The 16,762-nt window shown below is 35.8% G+C and carries 13 protein-coding genes; 11 read left to right on the top strand and 2 right to left on the bottom strand.

What is annotated here, in order from left to right; all coding sequences use genetic code 11:
* Window positions 1-18: 18 nt before the first annotated feature.
* The 9 genes from ACFVR1_RS00095 to ACFVR1_RS00135 all read left to right on the top strand — a co-directional run bounded on the left by ACFVR1_RS00095 (window position 19) and on the right by ACFVR1_RS00135 (window position 12,544).
* A complete protein-coding gene (locus tag ACFVR1_RS00095; RefSeq protein ID WP_387578796.1) occupies window positions 19-1,317 on the top strand; it encodes an O-antigen polymerase in 1,299 nt (432 codons plus the stop codon).
* Window positions 1,314-2,429, top strand: a complete 1,116-nt coding sequence (locus ACFVR1_RS00100) for a glycosyltransferase (protein ID WP_387578798.1) — start codon at window positions 1,314-1,316, stop codon at window positions 2,427-2,429. The genes ACFVR1_RS00095 and ACFVR1_RS00100 overlap by 4 nt, the downstream gene beginning before the upstream one ends.
* Window positions 2,426-3,490 carry a glycosyltransferase gene (locus ACFVR1_RS00105; protein ID WP_387578800.1) on the top strand — a complete coding sequence of 355 codons (1,065 nt, stop codon included), beginning with the start codon at window positions 2,426-2,428 and terminating at the stop codon, window positions 3,488-3,490. The genes ACFVR1_RS00100 and ACFVR1_RS00105 overlap by 4 nt, the downstream gene beginning before the upstream one ends.
* 68 nt (window positions 3,491-3,558) lie before the next feature.
* The gene (galU, locus tag ACFVR1_RS00110; RefSeq protein WP_387578802.1) at window positions 3,559-4,422 is read left to right on the top strand and encodes a UTP--glucose-1-phosphate uridylyltransferase GalU; all 864 of its coding nucleotides are present in this window, start codon (window positions 3,559-3,561) and stop codon (window positions 4,420-4,422) included.
* A gap of 13 nt (window positions 4,423-4,435) precedes the next feature.
* On the top strand, window positions 4,436-5,653 hold the full coding sequence (locus tag ACFVR1_RS00115; RefSeq protein ID WP_387578804.1) for a glycosyltransferase family 4 protein: 1,218 nt from the start codon (window positions 4,436-4,438) through the stop codon (window positions 5,651-5,653).
* Window positions 5,654-5,736: 83 nt separating this feature from the next.
* Window positions 5,737-6,774 carry an LCP family protein gene (locus tag ACFVR1_RS00120; RefSeq protein ID WP_387578806.1) on the top strand — a complete coding sequence of 346 codons (1,038 nt, stop codon included), beginning with the start codon at window positions 5,737-5,739 and terminating at the stop codon, window positions 6,772-6,774.
* 988 nt (window positions 6,775-7,762) lie between these two features.
* The gene (locus ACFVR1_RS00125) at window positions 7,763-10,288 is read left to right on the top strand and encodes an N-acetylmuramoyl-L-alanine amidase family protein (RefSeq protein WP_387578808.1); all 2,526 of its coding nucleotides are present in this window, start codon (window positions 7,763-7,765) and stop codon (window positions 10,286-10,288) included.
* A 17-nt stretch (window positions 10,289-10,305) separates the two neighbouring features.
* Window positions 10,306-11,007, top strand: coding sequence for an SH3 domain-containing protein (locus ACFVR1_RS00130; protein WP_387578810.1), 702 nt, complete (start codon window positions 10,306-10,308; stop codon window positions 11,005-11,007).
* Between the two features lies 1 nt (window position 11,008).
* Window positions 11,009-12,544 (top strand): SpoIID/LytB domain-containing protein, encoded by a 1,536-nt coding sequence (locus tag ACFVR1_RS00135; RefSeq protein WP_387578812.1) that lies wholly within the window; start codon window positions 11,009-11,011, stop codon window positions 12,542-12,544.
* A 216-nt stretch (window positions 12,545-12,760) separates the two neighbouring features.
* Here ACFVR1_RS00135 and ACFVR1_RS00140 read toward each other — a convergent pair whose 3' ends face one another.
* Both ACFVR1_RS00140 and ACFVR1_RS00145 read right to left on the bottom strand, forming a co-directional pair.
* Entirely contained in the window at window positions 12,761-13,933 is a 1,173-nt protein-coding gene (locus ACFVR1_RS00140; protein WP_387578814.1) for a CAP domain-containing protein, read from the bottom strand.
* Window positions 13,934-13,963: 30 nt separating this feature from the next.
* Window positions 13,964-14,599 (bottom strand): YigZ family protein, encoded by a 636-nt coding sequence (locus ACFVR1_RS00145; protein ID WP_387578816.1) that lies wholly within the window; start codon window positions 14,597-14,599, stop codon window positions 13,964-13,966.
* 136 nt (window positions 14,600-14,735) lie between these two features.
* Between ACFVR1_RS00145 and ACFVR1_RS00150 the strand changes: the two genes are divergently transcribed.
* Window positions 14,736-15,881: a sensor histidine kinase gene (locus ACFVR1_RS00150; RefSeq protein ID WP_387578818.1), complete on the top strand. Its 1,146-nt coding sequence runs from the start codon at window positions 14,736-14,738 to the stop codon at window positions 15,879-15,881.
* Window positions 15,882-15,914: 33 nt separating this feature from the next.
* Window positions 15,915-16,589, top strand: coding sequence for a response regulator (locus ACFVR1_RS00155; RefSeq protein ID WP_387578820.1), 675 nt, complete (start codon window positions 15,915-15,917; stop codon window positions 16,587-16,589).
* The last annotated feature ends 173 nt before the right edge of the window (window positions 16,590-16,762 follow it).

The following is a 16,762-nucleotide window of genomic DNA, read 5'->3' on the forward strand; positions in this document are numbered from 1 at the left end:
TCTCTTGTAAGGCCAAATATGATTTCTATAATATATTATTATTCATTCCTTATCTCCAGTTATATTGGCGGATTATTGATTGCTTTAGGAATAGATGATTATTATATGATCAAAAGAATGGACCATGAGGAATATCGAATCATTGGATTTGTTTTATTGACGATATTAATGATTTTATTCCCACTTACGCAACTAGTTGTAGGAAGACTCTTTGGTTTTAATGCGCAATTAGAATTTGAACGATACCTACATGAACCTGTTCGTACAAGTGTAGATAAGAATAAGACCGTTTTTAAGCTAGCATTTCTTGCTCTTGCGGGTATTTCAGTTTTGGCTGTTGCCTACACTTTGCTGAAGACCGCTAACCTTCCAATTTTGGAACTGTTAAAAGGGAATACATCAGAACTAGCGAAAATGCGGATAGATGCATCGAGAGGAATTAGCGGAATTGCTGTTTATATTCGAAATATTTTTGGACTTGCTTTAACCCCAATATTATCGATTATTGCGTATATTTATGCTGCCAAAACGAAAGAGTTGTTTTGGAAGGCTCTATTCTTTGTATTATTTATATCGTCTGTTTTAATTTCTACATATGATTTGGCGAAATCTCCCATTTTCTTTTATTTCATCATGTTAATACTAGCTAGTGTTTACTCAAATACCTTAAAGCTTAATTGGAAGAAAATAAGTGGTTATCTAGTATGTGGTATTGGCCTTTTAGTCATCATGTATATTGCTATTCAAGGTGTGACTCAAGTCGAAAGCTTTTTAGCATATAATACAGGTCCAATAGGAAGAATATTATTAGCACAAATTGCACCTTTTTTCTTGCACTTAGATACTTTCTCACATTCAATTCCATTACTTGGGGCTAAGGGATTACCTTCATTTATCATTGGTTTTTTTGACATCGAACAAGTACGATCTGCTCGAATGGTGATGGAAAATGTTTTCCCAGGGAATGTGGATAAAGGTACTGGTGGGGTATTAAATACGATTTTCTTAGGTGAAGCTTTTGCCTCGTTTGGATATATGGGGGTTATGGCAGCAATCGTTTACATTGCCACTATAATTCAGTTCCTTTATATGCTTCTGATCCGTCTACGAAAAACACCAGTAGTTATTGCGCTATTTGTGTATTTCACGATTAATATTCCGAGAACGCTTGTCGGTGGAGTTGCTGATTTCTACTTTAATCCTATTTGGGTTATGATGACCGTTGTGTTAGCTGGTTTATTTATATTAGAACAGTACTATATGGTAATTTGGAACTTTCTTATGAGTAAAGTGAAGAAGAAAAGAGTGAAGGCATGAAGAATATAATTATTTATTATCCTTTTACAATAGCTTCCAATCCAAAAAGTGGGTCTGCTATACGGCCAGTAGAGATGCTAAAGGCGTTTAAAGTATATGCTAAAAAACATGGACTCGAGGTAATTGTCATTTCGGGAACTAGTAAGGAAAGACGAATCCTTTGGAACAAAGTAGTGGAAAAGAAAAAGTACAAGCATACATTATTTTGTTACTCAGAAAATCAGACAATTCCTCTATGGCTCACTGACCCAGGACATATACCGAAAGATTGGAAAATAGATAAAGACTTTTTTCAAACTTTAAAGAAACATCATGTGCCGGTAGGGGTATTTTACCGAGATGTATATTGGAAGTTTGATGAGTTGTATTCATTAAAAGGATTGAAAAAGTTTGTCATGCAAACTATTTATAAAATGGAAGAAAAGTTTTACGGAAAATATATGCATACCGTATTTTTACCAAGCGATGCAATGGGGAAATATGTAAATATAAACACAGCTAAAATGGCACTTCCTCCAGGAGGACGTTTTGCGGAGATATTTACGAATAGTAATGATATTCAACAACCTTTCAAAGGTATCTATGTTGGTGGTATTAATAACGATGACTACGGGCTTCCAACATTAGTAGACGCATATGAGTTGTTAAACAAAGACAATGTATTAGGAGAATTAGTCATTGTATGCCGAGAAGATGAATATACACAGTTGAGCAATATGGATAAGGAAAAACTAAATAAATCGTATATTAGTTTAAAGCATGTTAGTGGAGCAGAACTTCAACAAGTGTATGAAGAAGTAGATTTTGCATTTATTCCAAGAAAAAGGTCGGTATATAATGATTTCGCTGTTCCGATTAAGTTAGTCGAATACTTAACAGCTGGACTTCCTATTATTGCAACAGACTGTTCTGCTCAAGAAGATTTTATAAAATCAGGACCATATGGTGTTATAACAGGTGATGATGCTGTAAGTCTAGTTCAAGGAATGCAGTCGATTCAGCCGCACTTTGCAGAATTTAAAAGCAATATTCAACAATCTTTTTTACAGAAGCATGCATGGAATGAACGTGCCGAACAAGCGGCGCATGCGCTAATAGGAGGCAAAAAATGAAAATCGCATTATTAGCTCCAAGTAAATCGATACACACACATAAATGGGCATTGTTTTATCAATCCCAAGGTATTGATGTTAAAGTGTATACATTTAAAGATCATTATTCTGAGGTCAATGCAAATCAAATACCAACGGAAATTTTACCTAAAATATTGCCAGGTAAGGCTTCCTATTTAGCAGCTGCTCCAGCTTTAAAGAAGATGTTAAAAGAATGGAACCCAGATGTTTTACATTCTCATTTTGTATCTAGTTATGGCCTATTAGGAGCCATGGTGAATTATAAAAAGTATTTCGTTTCGGTATGGGGAAAAGATATTTTTGTTTTTCCTAAAAAGAGCAGACTTAACAAAAAGTTAATCGAATTTACTTTAAACAAAGCAACTGCTATTTGTTCTACCAGTCATGTTATGGCAAAAGAAACGAATCTATATACAAATCGTCCAATAGAAGTAACTCCTTTTGGTGTAGATATCGAAAAGTTTTATCCATCACCTAATATTGCAGAGGCAGATGAAAAAATTATTGTTGGAACCGTAAAAGCTTTAGAGGATAAATACGGTATTGCCGATTTAGTGAGAGGATTTGCTTTGTTTCATAAAGAGTTTCCAAATTCAGAGCTTCTCATTACGGGAGAAGGACCACAAAGGGCAGAATACGAAGAACTTGCAAAAAATATGGGGATTGAAGAGGTTACAACGTTTACAGGAAAAGTACCGAATACGGAAGTACCAGCTGTAATTCGTAAAATGTCCATTTTTGCTGTACCATCTACTGAAGATAGTGAAAGCTTTGGGGTTGCAGCAGTAGAAGCAATGGCCTGTGGTGTTCCTGTGGTAGTATCAAATGTAGGAGGCTTGCCAGAGGTAGTCGTGCAAGATGTAACTGGAATTGTAACTGACAAAAATAGTCCAGAGCAACTAGCTGCTGCTTTTAAAAAGTTAGCTAGAAATAGTGACTTAAGAGCTTCAATGGGTAAAGCTGGAGTTGCTCATGTGAAAGAGCATTATAGCTGGATAGATAATGCCCATTATATGCTTTCATTGTATAAAAAATATTAATCAGATTATATACAGCGCTGCTGAAAAAAAGTTGCTAGACAGTCTGATAAATGAAAAGGTGATTGGACATGATAAAAAAAGCGGTAATTCCTGCAGCAGGGTTTGGGACACGTTTTCTTCCTGCAACCAAAGCTTTGCCAAAAGAAATGTTACCAATTGTAGATAAGCCAAACTTACAATACATTATCGAAGAGGCAATAGCTTCCGGAATTGAAGATATTATTATTGTGACAGGACGCAATAAAAAATCAATGGAAGATCATTTTGATAAATCAATTGAATTAGAACTACTTTTGAAAAAAACAGGTAAACTAGAACTACTAGAAACCGTTGAAAATATTTCTAATCTGGTGGACATTCATTATATGCGTCAAAAAGAACCACTTGGTTTAGGACATGCTATTCTATGTACGAAAAAGTTTATTGGCAATGAACCATTTGCAGTCCTTCTTCCAGATGACATTATTGATGCAGAAGTTCCTGCATTGAAACAAATGATTGAAAAATATGAAGAAGTTCAAAGTAGCATTTTAGGAGTCAATGAAGTTCCGAACGAAGATGTTCATAAATATGGAATTGTAGACTATAGCGAAGCGGAAAACAACTTGTTTTCAGTGAAAAAATTAGTAGAAAAACCTTCTATCCAAAATGCTCCTTCTAACCAGGCAATTGTCGGCCGCTATATTTTAACACCAGGTATTTTTGATGAATTAGAAAAAGTTCAACCAGATTCAAAAGGTGAGATACAGTTAACGGATGCAATAGATTCTTTATTAATGAAAGAATCGATTTACTCCTACATATTCGAAGGAAAACGATATGACGTTGGAGATAAATTTGGATTTTTACAAGCCACTTTTGATTTTGCATTAAAGCGGGATGATTTAAAAGAACCGTTACTTGCTTATTTGAAGAATAAATTGAGAGAATAAAGCGGTGATAGCTATGCGTATTGTATATTTATGTCAACATTTCCCACCAGAAACTGGAGCGCCACAAATTCGTGTATATGAGGTTAGTAAAGAACTATTAGCCCAAGGACATGATATTCAAGTTGTGACTGCGTTTCCACATCATCCACATGGTATTATTCCGGATGAATATAAAGGGAAAAAATATGAATTTGAAAAATGGGATGGAATTCCAGTCCATCGAACATGGATTTACCCTTCGAAAAAGGGAACTTTTTGGAAGCGTCTAGTTTCTTATTTTTCTTTTACATTTAGTTCTTTTTACGGTTTGATGAAAGCTGGAAAAGTGGATGTTATTATTGTAAATTCGCCTCCTATCTTTTTGGGTTTAACTGGCTTATTAAGTGCCAAGCTAAAAGGAGCGAAGTTTGTTTTTAACGTAGCGGATGTCTGGCCAGAATCAGCAGTAAAACTTGGACTTGTAAAAAATAAGTTTTTTATTAAGCTTGCGGAGATTTTGGAGTCTTTCCTATATAAACATTCATGGAAAATAGCAACTGCAACTGAGGGAATAAAATCCTATATTATCAATCATTCTCAACCAGAGGATAAAGTTTTTGTATTGCCAAATGGGGTAAATACGACCTTTTTCCAACCGGCTGAGAAAAACGAAGAATACGTAGAAAAATTCGGTTTACAAGATAAATTTGTTTTTTCTTATGGTGGAAACCTAGGGTATGCACAAGGCTTAGAGTTTATTTTATATGCAGCAAAAAAAATGCAAGAAATTGCGCCTCAAGCTCATTTCTTAATAGCAGGAGCTGGCCCAGAAGAAGAAAAGCTTCATGAATTGGCGGAAGAGCTTGGACTTATGAATATATCGTTTTTAGGTCATCTTCCTTTAAAAGAAATGCCGAAATTGTTTTCTGTCACTGATGTCAGCATAGTACCTTTACGCGATTTAAAATTATTTGAAGGAGCAAGACCATCGAAGATTTTTCCAGCAGCATCTTCTGGTGTACCTGTCCTTTATTGTGGAAAAGGCGAAAGTGCTGAAATTATTTCAAAAAATGGAATTGGTTTAGTTGCGGTACCTGAAGACATTGACTCCATTGCACATACAATGTATGAATTCGTCGAGATGACGGAAGAAGTACGAAAGGAAATGCAAGCGAACGGAAGGAATTTAGCGATTAATGAATTTAGTTGGTCTTCCATTGTGAAAGATTTATTGCATAACCTTACGAAATAGTAATAGTCTTTTCGATATACATGTGGGTGAAATTTATGTATAATTGGTGAGATTATATTTTATAAGTAAAGTAGGTAATTAAAATGGCTACTTCGCGTCGTACAAAACGCAAATCCAAGACGAAAAGAAAAATTTTATATACAGTACTCATTGTTCTAATGGTCATGCTTTCAGGTGTTATTGTTTTTGCCACTAATTTGTCTTTACAAACGAAAAATGCAATGACAAAAATGTATGAACCACTGGAACGTGAAAAAGATAATAATTCTACTAAAAAGTTTAATAGTGCAAAAGCCGAAGACTCTGCTTTTACTATGTTGATAGCAGGAATAGACAATCAAGAAAAGGCAAAGTATGGTCGCTCAGATGTTTTAATCGTAGCTACTGTTAATCCAAAAACAGAAAAAATATCGATGGTAAGTATACCGCGTGACACCAGAGTGTATATACCCGATTTAAGATACGAGGATAAAATCAATCATGCTTATGCATTCGGTGGAATAAACTACACGATTAATACCATTGAAAAGCTTTTAGATATTCCGATTGATTATTATGTTTCAACTGATTTCCAAGGCTTTGAAGATATTGTCAACACTGTTGGAGGGATAGACGTAGATGTTCCATTTACGTTTAAAGCACAGCTTACTGGTAGTCTAAAGTGGATGACGTATACAAAAGGACCAATGTTCTTAAATGGTAATGAAGCACTTGCTTATGTTCGTATGCGTAAAAAAGATCCTCAAGGAGATTTAGGACGTAACGAACGACAAAGAAAGGTCATCCAAGAAATTATTAATAAGGGAACAAGCTTAAGTAATATTACAAAAATCGATGATATGATTAAAGACGTCGGAAACAACGTGAAAACAAACATTCCTTCATCTGAATACTTTAGCTTGATCAAAATGTATCAAAAAATAAAATCATCCCCAATCGAACAATTACAACTCGAAGGGCATGATGATATGCGCAAAGGTATCTATTACTATATTCCAAAAGATGAATCATTAGAAGAAGTTAAACGTCAACTAAAACTTAATCTAGATGATTTCGGGCAAAACGCACAAAGTGAAATCAACACAACTAATTCAGTAAATGATTTATCAATCGGAGAGTAAAACGAAAAGGTCGCAAAGACCTTTCGTTTTACTCTTTTTTTTTGAAAGATTAGAAACTATATGGAATATCGTCCTGCGAAACCGGTGTTCTACTTTAAAGAATTAGATAATTCCGCGGATTTCCGTTTCAGGTGGATGCGTTCCGCGGGGGCACCACTACGCGTTCGTTGTGATGGCACATCTGTCTCCCAGAGGAACAAAGGCTAAGAGCACCACATCGTGTGGCAACGCCTTCGTGACCAACATCCTGTTGGCCTCCGACTGGAGTCGCCACCTTTCACTACAATCCATTAAGTAAGTAGTAACTAACAAGAAAATTTAGCACTGCTTAGGGGTCCAGCGAAAATTTAGGGTCAGATAGTACCGAGATATGGGCAGATAGGCAAAGATAATGGGCACATAGCGACTGTTTAGGGGTCCAGCGAAAATTTTAGGGGCAGATAACACCGAGATATGGGCAGATGGGCAAAGTTAATGGGCACATAGCGACTGTTTAGGGGTCCCTCGAATTTAGGGGCATATAACACCGAGATATGGGCAGATAGACAAAGTTAATGGGCACATACCGACTGCTTAGGGGTCCCTCGAAAATTTAGGGGCAATTTGGTCTCGAATTGTCCCAAACTGGTCTCGTCACCGATCAATTTGGTCTCGACTTATCCCGAATTGGTCTCGCTTTTTCAAAGTTAGTCTCGAAGTGCCATAAAAGCCCAATTTATGACAAAACAACTGGTCTCGACTTGCTTCCGATCAACTGTGCCTCGAAGTGCTAAAAAAGTTCAAATTATTACATTAGCAATTACAGACAATTTGATTTTTTCATACTTTTTATTATTTAATTAGTCCAAAACAACCACTATTTGGTTATATTTTATTACCAATATTTATATTACATTCTTGTAACATTGGATATAATTACATTCGTTGGATTGTTTTATCTAATTTTGTCTATTAAAATGGAAGAAATACACGTTTCAAGGAGGAACAAATGAAAAAAGTAATTGCATCTTCTGTTTTAGCAACATCTGTCCTTTTGCCAACCAATGTTCTCGGGAGTACTCAAATGTCGACTTTTGCGGCCACTATTCAAACGGTTGCAGTAGATCAACTTGTCGGAAAAAAAGCTTTACTTACAGCCGATAATGTCAATGTGAGAAAAGGAGCTGGAACCGAGTTTAATAGTATTACTAAAGTACATACAGGTCAAATCGTCTCCGTTCTTGCTAGTGAAAAAAATAGTAAAGGCGAGGTTTGGTACAAAGTTTCCTATAATTCTACAGAAGGTTGGATTATTGGGGACTTTTTGAAAGCAGCCACTGCCGCTGTTAAAGATAGTGCTACAACTTCTGGCACTTCCTATGTTGGGACAACTCAAAAAATAGGGAAAAATGCTGCAAATATGAGAAGTGGTGCAACGACTTCTTATAAAGTAGTAGCTACACTGCCAGCTGGAACATCGTTAAAAGTTTTAAGTGCATTTACAAATGCTCAAAAAGAAGTTTGGTTTAATGTAGAATTTAATGGGAAAAAGGGTTGGGTTATTTCTGACTTATTCGTATTGAACGCTACGGCTGGTGAGACCGCAACTTCGATGAAAGTGATCAATCAAGCAACTATTCATAAAGGTGCTACGAAAAGTTATGATATTGTTGCTACTGCCAAACCTGGTACAACCCTATTAGTCCATCAAGAGTTTGTAAATGCTTCTAAGGAAAGATGGGTTCAGGTAACTTATGCAACAGGAAAAAAAGGATGGATGCTTGCGTCAGCATTTGAGGAAGCATCGATTGCAAGCAAAGTGGTGATTAAACAATCCTCCGTATACTCTGGTGCTACAAAAAGTTATAAAACGGTTGCAACCATTGCTGAAGGTACAAAGCTTTTAATTCACCAAGAATTTACAAACGCTACAAAAGAAAAATGGTACCAAGTAACTTATTCTGTTGGAAAAAAAGGATGGATACCAGCAGATGCATTTGAAAGTGTATCTTCGACTCCTGACCCGTCAGAAAAACCACCGGTAGATGACAACGCTCATGTTGTAATAGATACAAATATTAAAGTTTCAGTGCCAGTTGCAAATATGCGTTCAGGCCCAGGTATTGATTTTAATGTCGTTACACAATCAAAACAAAATGACGTATTCTTATCAACTGAGTATGCCATAGATGTAAATCAAGAAAAATGGTTTAAAGTAATTACTAGTGTAGGTGAAGCTTGGTTACATCAATCTGTCATTTCCATCATCGATAATACAGTTGAGACTCCAGACTATGATGAAACAGGGGTAATTAAACGATTCAATGCATTAATGTATACGGATAGTTCCTTTAATTCTAAAGTAATTCTAGGGTTACCAAAAAACACTTCATTTACAATGATTAATCAAGTAATCTCTGACGGAACTGCTTGGATAAATATTCGTACTTCTCAAGGTACTGAAGGTTGGATTCCAGATTTTGAGATAAACGATGACATTCCAACGAAGTTTGGTACGAAAACTTCTACTGTATATAGCGCAGCAAGTGAAACATCTAAAAAAGTGGATACAATTAATTTGAACACTCCGGTAAGAGTATTACGTACATTAAATAGTTGGGTAAATATTGAAACACAAAATGAAAAAAGAGGATGGATTCAAGCATCTGAATTATCTAATGGATCTCCAATCCAATTAATAAATGGTAGAACAGAAGTAAGAAATGGACAAAACTATCTAGTATGGTCTAAACCATCTAAATTTAAGTTAACCTATACGATGCCATCTTCGAATGTATTAAGAATTTATGGTAATCTATCACAAATTAACGAGATTAAATCAAAAATCACTGGTGTCGACAGTATGAAAGTTGAACAAGTAACAGGAGGTACATCTGTTTTATTAATCACTTTCAATGCTAATTATACGTACACAATCAGAGATGCTGATAAGGAATTAACGATTAAAATAGTTCCAAAAGGTTTAGTAGGAAAGAAAATAATTGTAGATGCAGGTCACGGTGCGAAGGATCCGGGTGCAGTAGGTCCAAATAAGACAAAAGAAAAAGATGTAACTCTTGCGACAGCTAAGGCACTAAAAGCAGAATTAGAGGCTGCAGGAGCAACTGTTCTCCTAACAAGAAGTACGGACGTATTTTTGGAATTAAATGAGCGTACAGATATTGCCAATAAATCAGATTACGATGCATTTATTAGTATTCATGCAGATTCATTTAATGCAACTTCAAAAGGAACTACCACTTATTATAATGCGACCGTGAATTTTAATGGTCCGAAAAGCTTAGCACTTGCTAATAGTATTCAATCGGATTTAGTAAAAACAATCGGTACTTATAATAAAGGGGTTAAAGAACAGGTCTTTTATGTAAACCGAATGAATGAACTTCCTTCTGTATTAATAGAGCTAGCGTATATATCAAATCCGACGGAAGAAGCACAATTAGCTTCAGTGGCTTTCCAAAAGAATGCAGCTTCAGGAATTCGTAAAGGTTTAGAAAAATATTTTAATCAATAAAGTGAGGAAGGTATTAGATGAAGAAAAAATTTCTAGGTGTATTGGCTACTATTTTCGGTCTTAGTTTAATAGTTTCAATGTTTATTCCTACTTCTACTAAAGCGGACTCCAATTTACTTTTGGCTTCTGTTGAGTGGGTACAAGCTCAATTAAACCCATTACAAACTAAAGTTACTGCTTTAGAAAAACAACTTGCAGATCAAGATGCAATGATTAAACAACTACAAAAAGCAGTAGCTGAAGGTGGAAATGTGATAGTAACACCACCAACTACAACAAATCCGCCTACTGATTTACCAAAAGTAGTTTACACTTCTGCTAGTAGTGTAACAGTGCATAGTGGTGCAACACGTGATTATAAAGTTTTAGCAACATTAGGGGCTGACAAGGCGCTAACTGTCATTGATCAATTTAAATCAGCTACCGGATTGTGGTACCGTGTTGAAGTTTCTTCTACTGTAAAAGGTTGGGTATTCTCGGGTGATATTACAACAACTAAGCCTACTACTTCTATACCCACAAATGTAATAGCTAAACAAGCAGTTAACGTAAGAAAAGGTGCAACAACAAACTATGACTCAATTGAATTGGTAGCAAAAGGAGCCAGCTTAATATACTTAGGGTCATTTAAAAATGCCAGTGGCGAAACATGGTACAATGTGCAAACCGCAAAAGGAAATAAAGGTTGGGTGCTGAGTACGCTAACTGAGGTGAAATAAGATGTTCAAAATAGGACTAACCATTTTATCAGTAGCGATACTTAGTTTCTTGTCAGCAAATACTGCATTTGCCTATACACAAGAAAGCTATCCAAAACAAGTATCGGTAGAAGTACATTCTGCTTCTTCCACATCGCTCAATTTAAATGGCGTATACAAATTAGAAAACTTAACAACAAAAGAAATGTTCTTTGCACTTCCCAATACGCCAATTACCTTCTCCCAAGTAAATGGAGAAGTTTCCATCTATCAAATTGGTGCTGCTATGTATTCAACAAATGGTTTTGCCTTACATGCATTGACTGGCAATGAAAAAATGGTTGTATTTACAAAAGACACAGATGGAAGAAAAGGTGCGACCACAGATTATCAAGTGGTAAAATCGTATAACGCATTTCAAGGTGCTTACTTTGTAAATGAATTTACGAATGTAAACGGGGAAATTTGGTACTCCATTACAGATGAACAAGGCATTTCTTCTTGGGTACCCGCTTCAAGTGCTACCGTTGGATCAGTTGTAAATCAACCACTTGGGAAAACACCGACTGGAACACAGTACCGTGGTAGTTTTAATGTCGTAAAATCCGGTGCAAATGTACAAATTGCCAACAGACTAGATTTAGAAAACTATTTAAAAGGTGTTATTCCAAATGAATCACCCGCTTCTTGGCATATTGAAGCATTAAAATCGCAGGCAGTGGCTGCGCGAAGCTATACATTAAGTAAATCTGGAATATTAAGTAGTACAACAAAAGATCAAATGTATAAAGGTTATACTTCTGAACAAAAAAGTACAAATACAGCAGTGGATGAAACAACTGGTTTAGTAGTTAAATCAGCCGGAAAGTTAGTACAAGCATATTATTACTCTACTAGTGGTGGCAGAACTGCAAATATCGGTGATGTTTGGGATACTGCTCAAGTACCACATTTTGTATCTGTTGATGATTCAATCGAAAAATCTCCTTATAGTAATTGGTCCATTAACATTCCAGCCTCAAATATTTTGACAAAGTTTGGCTTTAATCCGTCTACTGATCAATTACTAGATGTGAAGATTACAAAAGGTGGATCCAACGGCGAAGTTACATCCGTTTCGATCGTTACTTCAGCTGGTGAAAAAACAATTAAAGGTAATGAAACAGTTATGCGTGGTGTATTTTTAGATGCGAACAATGCATCTTTAAAATCAAACTGGTTTGATATCAATTTCACCAAACCAACTGGAACTACAAATCTTGCAGTGCAAAAGGCAACTGGCTCAACGGCAGTTAATTCTTTAACAAATATGCAAGTCCAAACAGCAACCGGAATTCAAACGATACCAAGTGGAGCGGTCTCCATTCAAACAAATGAAGGAATTGTCTCTTCAACAGCATCAACTCCTGGTATCCAATCCATTACCGTAAACGGTAAAGGCTATGGTCATCGAATCGGCATGAGTCAATACGGTGCCAAAGCCCGAGCAGATGCCGGCTGGACATACGACCGCATACTAAAACACTATTACCAAGGTGTAACAATAGAGAAATACTAACAAAAAGGGTGACCAACTTTACTTGGTCACCCTTTTTGATTATGGACGAAGGTAGATGGTTCGGCTACGAGAGTAATCCAGCCCCGGAAAAGAGCGAACAACCCACGAACAGAGCAACACCACTATATAAATAACTCCAACAGGAAAAATCATTCCATAAACGATACAAAAAACCGTCTCCTAATATAAGTACAACTTAAGAGACGGCTTACAAAATCAAGGCTTTATAAAGTTTTCAGTATAGTAGGGAATTGAACCATATGTCCATTTGGCAAAATGGACACCGACACCAAGTTGGGTATAGTTTGTGCTAATAATATTTTTACGGTGTCCTAGAGAGTTCATTAAAGCTTCATGCGCGAAGTATGGATTAGTATAGCCCATGGCGATATTTTCTCCTGCATTCCGGAATAGTATTCCTCCATTTTGGAGACGGTCAAAAGGTGATTCACCGCGCTGATTTTCGTGATTGAAATATTCGTTTTCGCCCATGTCGACACTATGTTTTCGAGCAACATTGGAGATGTTAGTCGAATATTGTAAGATGGAAACTCCTTGCGCTTTTCTTTCGGCGTTTGTTAATTCAAATAAAATTGATTCGTAACTTGATTCTAAGGCGTTTGATTTTACTGGGTATAGATTTGGATTTCTTTTAATCAACTGGTGATCTAATAATAGTATGGCAGATATTTTATTGTCATTATGGACATCGATAAAAAAGTTAACTTCATAGGTTGGTAAATCGTACGTAATAATTTCTATCGGATATGTATTTCCTGTTGTTACATAATTGTGTCCTAATTTGCTTTCTATTTGGCTGACTGTATTTGTTATTGAAATGCCATTAAATTGGTAGTTTTTATCTTTTGTATAAAGTGAAGCAATCTTATTGTTTAAATAACTAATTGCGTAAAAGTTACTGTAGTTTTGATGATATATTGATGTTGATGCATTAAATTCGTTCGTGACGGTTTTGTTGGCTGTTCCTAATTCTGATAAAACAGAAGAGCTTGAGTCACCAATTGTAAAGAAAGTTTTAGAATTTCTAACACAATTGAGTAGGCTCAGTTTTCCTTTGGAAGGTGTTTGGTATAGAACAGACGAATCATTTTTTATTACTAACCCTCCGCCTAGATGAAAATAAGCTCCTTTATTGACATATACTCGAAAATTTTCTCCAGTCTTTGCTTTTCGAGAAACTTCTAAAATTCCATTTTCATTTTTATAAATAGTTGTAGGTTTTTGTATTACTACTCGTCCAATTTGACCTGACTTTAATTCGACTCCATCCCAAAAGACGATACTTGGACAATCTCCTGCTGCGGTAGAAATAGATGGACCTATACTAATACTTACAAGGAAGATTATTATTACGAAAAGTTTTTTCATGTATTTACCACCCCTTGTAAAAAGTATAAATCAATTTACTTCAAATTCCAAAAACTCTTTTTCGACAATTTGTAGTTTCGCTTGTCCATTTGTTATTTCAGTTATCCAGGTTACAAAATTTGACTCATTTTCTGCTTGTATATAAATGAAAACTTCGACAGAATCTGCATATACTATTTCTTTGAGAAGATATTCAGAACTTCGAACTTCATTCTCAACTTTTCCTAACCAAGTGTAGTCAATCGATACTTTCATCAAGTGATGTAGCTTACGTTCTACAACTTTTGCAGCATCAATTCCTTCTGTGGTCGCCTTTCCGTAAGCTCGAATCAGGCCACCTCCACCAAGTTTTATACCACCAAAATATCGAGTTACCACGACAACGGTATCTTTTAATCCTTGTTTTTTGAGGACTTCTAACATTGGAAAACCGGCAGTACCACTAGGTTCACCGTCATCATTCGCCTTTTGGATGTTATCATGTTCCCCTATTATGTAGGCAGAACAGTTATGATTAGCATCTCGATGCTTTTGTTTGATAAGATTAATAAAATGAATTGCTTCTTCCTCGGTTTCGGCTCGTTCCACGTAGGTTAAGAAGCGAGATTTTTGAATAATAATCTCACTTTCTCCAAATCCTTTGACAGTTAGATAATTGTTTCTCATTTTAAATTGCCTCCTCGATTTATTTGAAACATAGTTGTAAACTAATTTTAATTTATTTTTAGTATATAAGTGCTATAATAGGGATTGTTAGTAAGAATGAATTTAGACTCATTTGCTCAACAAAGGAGAAGAACATATGACGAAAAAGATGATAGAAGCACAATCGTTAGATGTTATTTTCGAACGAATGGTTGAAGTAATGGATCATTCGAAAAAGGATATCTTCATTATAAGCGAACAAAGCCGAGAAAACTTCGAAGAAATGAAACTTGAACTAGAAATAATTCGTGGAGAAATTGAAGCAGTCATTATTGAAGGGGATTTGTTAGAAGCAAAATCGAGATTAGCTCGAAATCGTTTAGCTGAAGTATCCAAAAACTTTGAAACGTACGATGAACCACAAATTAGGAATGCATATGAAACTGCGAATGATATTCAAATCAATCTACTCATCAAAAGAACGGAAGAAAGACAACTTAGGCAGCGAAGAGATGAGTTAGAGCGCAGATTACAAGGTCTTCTCGAAATGATAGAGCGAGCAGATCAACTAGTCAATCAAGTAAATATTGTGATTAATTATTTAACTTCCGATTTAAAAGAAGTTGGCGAAGCCCTTGAAAATGCAAAAATCAAACAAGATTTTACCTTGAAAATTATTGAAGCCCAAGAAGAAGAACGCAAGAGACTTTCGCGTGAAATTCATGACGGTCCAGCTCAAATGCTTGCGAATGTGTTACTTAGAACAGATTTAATCAACCTTACATATGAGCAGCGTGGGGGAGACGAAGCAATGAAAGAAATTATCGAACTTAAAGATATGGTTCGAAATGCACTTTCAGAAGTTCGTCGAATTATTTATGATCTTCGCCCAATGGCACTCGATGATTTGGGACTTGTTCCTACGCTTAGAAAGTATTTATCGACAATAGAAGAATACAATCCTACAAGTATAATACATTTTCAATCTTATGGAGAAGAACAAAGATTGCATACTAATTTTGAAGTTGCCATCTTCCGATTAATACAGGAATCTTTAACAAACGGATTAAAACACGGGAAGTTTAAAGAGGCATGGGTAAAAGTTGAATGGTTGAAACAAAAAATAAACATTATCGTCAAAGATAATGGGGTAGGTTTTGATCCAAATGTTGCGAAAGATAAATCATTTGGTTTAATCGGTATGCGCGAACGAGTAGATTTATTGGAAGGATCGATGAAAATTATTTCATCTCCAGGTAATGGTACAACTCTTTTGTTTAGTATCCCAATAAATGAGGAATAATAAATACAGTAGTTTTTCTAGGAGGAAATGAAAATGACAAAAATAATCATTATAGATGACCACCAACTTTTTAGAGAAGGCGTTAAACGGATTTTAGATTTTGAAGATTCATTTGACGTAATTGCAGAAGGAGACGACGGCAATGATGTACTTCGTCTATATGAGCAATACATGCCTGACGTAGTCCTAATGGACATAAATATGCCAACGAAAAATGGCGTAGATGCAACAGCTGACCTAATCGAAAAATACCCGGAAGCAAAAGTAATCATGCTTTCAATCCATGACGATGAGTCTTACGTAACTCACGCATTAAAAACAGGCGCTCTAGGTTACATGCTAAAAGAAATGGATGCAAATGCTATCGTTTCAGCGATTAAAGTAGTAGCAAAAGGTGGTTCTTACCTACATCCAAAAGTAACACGCAACTTAGTTTCAGAATTCCGCCGACTAAGCGAACGTGAAAATAAAGGAAACTTCCATCAAACCGAAATTCGCCGCCCGTTCCATTTACTAACTAAGCGCGAATGCGAAGTACTCCAACTCTTAACAGATGGACAAAGTAACCGTACAATCGGCGAAACCCTATTCATCTCTGAAAAAACAGTAAAAAACCATGTATCCAGCATTCTCCAAAAAATGAACGTAAACGACCGTACCCAAGCCGTAGTAACCGGCATCAAAAACGGTTGGGTCGAAGTACGATAATAGTGAAAACCTCTTGCATGCATTTGCAAGAGGTTTTTTTATTGGCTTAAGAAAGTGCATCATGCGCTTTCTTAAGCCAAAGTATTGAAAATAACCAATAAATGTTGCGATTAACCGATATATTGCGCATAATGGTTAAAACATTGCGATTAACCAAGTAAATGTTGCAAGTA

The organism is Psychrobacillus sp. NPDC058041 (assembly GCF_042885655.1).
Classification (GTDB): domain Bacteria; phylum Bacillota; class Bacilli; order Bacillales_A; family Planococcaceae; genus Psychrobacillus.